The sequence below is a fragment of the Streptococcus sp. ELY_137 genome, assembly GCF_058314515.1.
Genome location: NZ_JBZFUL010000011.1, coordinates 56,301 through 62,625 on the forward strand (window position 1 = coordinate 56,301; position 6,325 = coordinate 62,625).

Annotated in this window: 4 protein-coding genes; all 4 read left to right on the forward strand. The window is 41.3% G+C overall.

What is annotated here, in order from left to right; translation table 11 throughout:
• The 4 genes from AC4HAO_RS08345 (at position 1) to leuS (ending at position 5,919) form a co-directional block, all read left to right on the forward strand.
• Positions 1-1,704: an acetolactate synthase large subunit gene (locus tag AC4HAO_RS08345; RefSeq protein ID WP_491135092.1), complete on the forward strand. Its 1,704-nt coding sequence runs from the start codon at positions 1-3 to the stop codon at positions 1,702-1,704.
• Positions 1,697-2,179 carry an acetolactate synthase small subunit gene (gene ilvN, locus AC4HAO_RS08350; RefSeq protein ID WP_447452870.1) on the forward strand — a complete coding sequence of 161 codons (483 nt, stop codon included), beginning with the start codon at positions 1,697-1,699 and terminating at the stop codon, positions 2,177-2,179. Before AC4HAO_RS08345 ends, ilvN begins: the two co-directional genes overlap by 8 nt.
• 73 nt (positions 2,180-2,252) lie before the next feature.
• Positions 2,253-3,275, forward strand: a complete 1,023-nt coding sequence (gene ilvC, locus AC4HAO_RS08355) for a ketol-acid reductoisomerase (RefSeq protein ID WP_491094139.1) — start codon at positions 2,253-2,255, stop codon at positions 3,273-3,275.
• A gap of 142 nt (positions 3,276-3,417) precedes the next feature.
• Entirely contained in the window at positions 3,418-5,919 is a 2,502-nt protein-coding gene (gene leuS, locus AC4HAO_RS08360) for a leucine--tRNA ligase (RefSeq protein ID WP_491094140.1), read from the forward strand.
• Positions 5,920-6,325 lie beyond the last annotated feature (406 nt).

Sequence of the window (6,325 nt, forward strand, 5' to 3'; positions counted from 1 at the left end):
ATGAATCAAGTTTCGTTAGAACAGGCTAAGACAGGGTCTGATTTACTGTTAGATACTCTAGTGGAGCTGGGAATTGATACTATTTTCGGTTATCCTGGAGGAGCGGTTCTTCCTTTATATGATGCAATTTATCAGCACGATGATATTAATCATATCCTTGCTCGCCATGAGCAAGGCGCCCTTCACGAGGCAGAAGGATTTGCTAAGTCAACTGGGAAAGTTGGTGTGGCTGTAGTAACTAGTGGACCTGGTGCTACTAATGCTATCACTGGTATCGCTGATGGTATGAGCGATAGTGTACCTATGCTGGTTTTTACTGGGCAGGTAGCCATGGCTGGTATTGGTAAAGATGCTTTTCAGGAAGCAGATATCGTTGGTATTACAATGCCAATTACAAAATATAATTATCAAATTCGAGATGTAGCAGAGATACCGCGTATTGTAAAGGAAGCCGTTCATATTGCAACAACAGGACGACCTGGTCCAGTATTGATTGATCTTCCTAAAAATGTCTCTGAGACCAAGGTGACTAGCTACAATGATTCTGAAGTGAACTTACCTAGCTATCAACCGACGATTTTGCCAAATGCCCTTCAAATTAGAAAACTATTGGCCCAGCTGAAAAAAGCTAAAAAACCTTTAATCATTGCTGGCGGTGGCGTTAATTATGCTGGTGCTTCTAAAGAATTAGTAGCTTTTGCAGAACGTTATAATATCCCAGTTGTTTCCACGCTTCTGAGTTTGGGAACGATTCCGATTGGCCATCGTCTAGCATTGGGGATGGGAGGGATGCACGGCTCCTATGCTTCGAATATGGCGATGACGCATTGTGATTTTATGATCAACTTTGGATCGCGCTTTGCGGATCGCCTAACAGGTAATCCCAAGACCTTTGCTAAAGATGCAGTTGTAGCCCATGTAGATATTGATCCGGCTGAGATCGGCAAGGTTGTCCAGACTGATATTCCTATTGTTGGTGACGCTAAAGAAGCTTTGAAACTTCTTTTGGATGAAGAGACGGTTCGGACGCATCATGACAGTTGGACTGAGGAAGTATTGGCTAATAAAGCTAAGGCTCCATTTAGTTACAAGTTTGATAGTGATATTATTAAGCCCCAGCATGCTATTGAAACTATCGGTAAATTAACACAAGGAGAAGCTATCGTAGTGACAGATGTTGGGCAGCATCAAATGTGGGCTGCTCAGTTTTACCCTTACAAGAATGAGCGTCAGCTTATCACATCGGGTGGCTTGGGAACGATGGGATTCGGTATACCAGCTGCAGTGGGCGCAAAGTTAGCTAATCCTGATAAGGAGGTTGTTCTCTTTGTCGGCGATGGCGGCTTCCAAATGACAAATCAAGAGTTGGCTATTTTGAATGGATATGGCCTGCCGATTAAGGTAGTTTTGATTAACAACCATTCTCTTGGAATGGTTCGCCAGTGGCAGGAATCCTTCTATGAGGAGCGACGGAGTCAGTCTACCTTTGATGATGAGCCTAATTTTCAACTTTTGGCTGAGTCTTATGGTATTGCGCATTACCATTTTTCTAACCCGAACACTTTGGAGGAGGAACTGCAGGTTATTACCGAAAATAAACCTATGTTGATTGAGGTTGATATTTCTAATCGTGAGCACGTTTATCCAATGGTTCCATCTGGAAAATCGAATGCTGAAATGTTGGGGGTGACTTTCAATGCGTAGAATGTTAGCAGCTAAACTCTACAACTCAACGGGAGTCCTCAACCGTTTTACCGGAGTCCTTTTGCGTCGACAGGTTAACATCGAATCGATATCGGTTGGTCATACAGAGGAAGAAGGGATTTCTCGTATTACTATCATTATCGAAGTAGACAGTTTGGAAGAGGCTGAGCAGATTATTAAGCAACTCAATCGATTGATTGATGTTGTCCGGGTTCGAGATATTACGGATATCCCTCACCTAGAACGCGAGGTCATTTTGGTTAAAGTGTCTGCTCCGGCACATAAAAGAGCAGAGATCCTAGCGGTTATCCAACCTTTTCGAGCTGGCGTTATCGATGTCGGATTGAAATCTATCACAATCCAGATGACGGGAGATGCTAATAAGGTTGATGCCCTCTTACGAGTAGTTCAACCTTACGGTATTCAAAAAATTGCTCGCACGGGAGCAACAGGTTTTTCACGAGATTTGTCCTAAAAATGTCGTTTGTTAATGTTTGTCTATGCCTGTTAAAGGCGGAAAAATAATTTTAGAAAAGAGAGATTTTATTATGGCAGTTACAATGGAATATGAAAACGATGTAAAAGTTGATGCACTTAAAGGTAAAAAGATTGCAGTCGTTGGCTATGGTTCACAGGGTCATGCTCATGCTCAAAACCTTCGTGATTCTGGTTACGATGTCATTATCGGTGTTCGCGCAGGGAAATCTTTTGATAAAGCTAAAGAGGACGGCTTTGATGCCTATGAAGTAGCGGAGGCTACTAAACTGGCGAATGTTATCATGGTGTTGGCGCCGGACGAAATCCAAAAAGATATCTATAAAAATGAGATTGCCCCCAATTTAACTGCAGGTAAGGCTCTCGGGTTTGCACATGGTTTTAATATTCATTTTGAGTACATTAAAGCTCCAGAAGATGTTGATGTCTTCATGGTTGCACCTAAGGGTCCTGGTCACCTAGTACGTCGTACTTATACAGAAGGATTTGGTGTTCCAGCTCTCTATGCTGTATACCAAAATCCAACAGGGAATGCGAAAGATATTGCAATGTCTTGGGCTAAAGGGATTGGTTCAGCCCGCGTTGGTCTTTTGACGACTACATTTAAGGAGGAAACTGAAGAAGACCTCTTTGGAGAACAAGCAGTTCTTATGGGGGGCTTGACTCACCTTATCGAAGCAGGTTTTGAAGTATTGACGGAAGCAGGCTATGCACCAGAATTGGCTTACTTTGAAGTTCTTCACGAAATGAAGTTGATCGTTGACCTTATTTATGAAGGCGGATTCAAGAAAATGCGCCAATCATGCTCAAATACTGCTGAGTTCGGTGACTTCGTAACAGGTCCTCGTGTCATTGGTCCAGAAGTCAAAGAGAATATGAGAGCAGCTCTTGCAGACATCCAATCGGGTAAATTTGCGCGTGAATTTGTTGAAGATCACGATGCTGGTTTCCCACGCTTGAAAGCATTCCGCGAAGAAGCGGCTAACCTTGAAATTGAAAAGGTTGGTGCAGAGCTTCGTAAAGCAATGCCATTTGTTGGTCAGAATGATGACGATGCCTTTAAGATTTATAACTAATTTATGCACAGTCATATTAAAAGGGGGGCACTGCCCTCTTTTTTAGTTCTTTATGCCTTATAAATGCTTGGAAGATGTCTGCTTTAAAAATATGCTGAAAATGTTATAATAAATGGGACTATATAATACGGAGAAACATTTTATGACTTTCTATAATCACAAAGAAATTGAAGCAAAGTGGCAGAAATATTGGGCTGACCATCATACTTTTAGGACAGGAACTGATGCGTCAAAGCCTAATTTTTATGCTTTAGATATGTTCCCTTACCCATCAGGAGCTGGTCTGCATGTGGGACATCCTGAAGGATATACAGCAACAGATATTCTCAGCCGTTACAAGCGCGCTCAAGGTTACAATGTTCTGCATCCAATGGGTTGGGATGCCTTTGGTTTACCTGCTGAGCAATACGCTATGGATACGGGAAATGATCCGGCTGATTTTACGGCTCAGAATATTGCTAATTTTAAACGTCAGATTAATAGTTTAGGTTTTTCTTACGATTGGGATCGCGAAATTAATACGACTGATCCTGATTACTATAAGTGGACTCAATGGATTTTTACAAAGCTTTTTGAAAAAGGGCTGGCCTATGAGGCAGAGGTTCCTGTAAACTGGGTCGAGGAATTAGGAACGGCAATTGCTAATGAAGAGGTGCTGCCTGATGGGACTTCTGAACGAGGTGGCTATCCCGTTGTTCGTAAACCAATGCGTCAGTGGATGCTAAAAATTACAGCCTATGCTGAGCGATTGTTAAATGATTTGGATGATCTTGATTGGCCTGAATCAATCAAGGATATGCAGCGCAACTGGATTGGTAAATCTATCGGAGCCCATGTGGATTTCAAGGTGGCTGGGACAGACAAACAATTTACAGTTTTTACCACTCGTCCTGATACGCTTTTTGGTGCTACATATGCTGTGATGGCACCAGAACATGATTTAGTTGACGTGATTACGAGCGCAGAGCAAGCGCAGGCAGTCATAGATTATAAGCATCAAGCTAGTTTAAAATCTGATTTGGCTCGAACTGACCTCAACAAGGAAAAAACTGGTGTCTGGACTGGCGCTTACGCCATTAATCCTGTTAATGGTCGAGAAATTCCTATTTGGATTTCTGACTATGTTTTGGCAAGTTATGGTACTGGTGCTATTATGGCGGTGCCAGCCCATGATACCCGAGACTGGGAGTTTGCCAAAGAATTTGGATTAGATATTATCCCGGTCCTAGAGGGCGGTGATGTGGATAAAGAGGCTTGGACTGAAGATGGACTCCATATTAATTCTGAGTTTCTTAACGGGTTGAATAAAGAGGATGCTATTGATCGAATCATTGACTTCCTAGAAGAAAATGACCTTGGTCAGAAGCAAATTAATTATCGTCTTCGTGACTGGCTTTTCAGCCGTCAAAGATATTGGGGTGAGCCTATTCCAATCATTCATTGGGAAGACGGAACATCAACAGCTGTTCCTGAAAATGAATTACCCCTTGTCCTTCCTAAAACGAGTGATATTAAGCCGTCGGGAACAGGGGAATCGCCACTGGCCAACCTAACAGACTGGTTGGAAGTGAGGCGGGAAGATGGTGTAAAAGGGCGTCGTGAAACGAACACTATGCCCCAATGGGCAGGGTCTAGCTGGTATTATTTACGCTACATTGATCCCCATAACAATAAAAAATTAGCTGACGAAGATTTACTTAAAGCATGGCTACCGGTTGATATTTATATTGGTGGTGCTGAGCATGCAGTTCTTCACTTGTTATACGCTCGTTTCTGGCATAAATTTCTTTATGATATTGGTGTCGTTCCAACAAACGAACCTTTCCAAAAACTTTTTAATCAAGGAATGATTTTGGGAACCAGTTATCGTGACAGTCGAGGTGCTCTGGTAGCTACTGATAGAGTTGAAAAACGTGATGGCTCATTCTTTAGCATTGAGACTGGTGAGGAATTGGAACAAGCTCCGGCTAAAATGTCTAAATCACTCAAAAATGTAGTAAATCCTGATGATGTAGTCGAGCAGTATGGAGCTGATACTCTTCGTGTTTATGAAATGTTTATGGGACCATTGGATGCTTCGATTGCCTGGTCAGAAGAAGGACTTGAAGGTAGTCGCAAGTTTCTCGATCGTGTCTACCGATTATTTACTACAAAAGAAATTATAACTGACAATAATGGATCTCTAGATAGGGTATATCATGAAACTGTTAAGGTAGTAACAGAGCAAATTGAAGCCATGAAGTTTAATACAGCTATCGCGCAGCTTATGGTGTTTACAAATGCAGCTAATAAGGAAAAACAGCTGTTTGCTGATTATGCTAAAGGGTTCATCCAATTACTAGCACCATTTGCTCCGCACCTGTCCGAAGAACTCTGGCAAGTTTTAACGTCTTCAGGCGAGACTATTGCATACACTGCATGGCCAAGGTGGGATAATAGTAAACTTATTGAGGATGAAGTTGAGATTGTTTTACAAGTCAAGGGTAAAGTTCGAGCTAGGGCTATGGTAGCTAAAGATCTTTCTAATAAAGAACTGGAGGCTCTTGCTCTAGCTAATGATAAAATTAAACAAGAAATTGAAGGGAAAGAAGTAATCAAAATCATAGCTGTCCCAAACAAGCTGGTCAATATTGTCATTAAATAGTTCTTGTTGAAAGTAGGTCTTAAGCCTGCTTTTTTATTGACTGCTGCTTTGTTATATATAGAAAATTTATGTGAGTAATCTAGTGATAATGAGTAAGCTATTTTTGTAGTACGGTTCATGAATAAAAATACAGAAAATAATTTTAATCTATTGACAAGGCATCTTTGCTTTGATACACTAATAAAGCTGATGAAAGCAATGCAAGAAACATCACAAAAAGATGACAAAAGTGTTGACAAGTGATTAAAAAGGTAGTAGACTATAAGAGTTGCTTTTAACGACAGGAAAGACCTTTGAGAACTGAATAGACAAGAAACCAAGCGTGCGGGTTAAGGAATTAACCTGTCAAAAATACGAAAATAAGTCAGAAATGACTGAGTTAGATTAACTTTAATGAGAGTTTGAT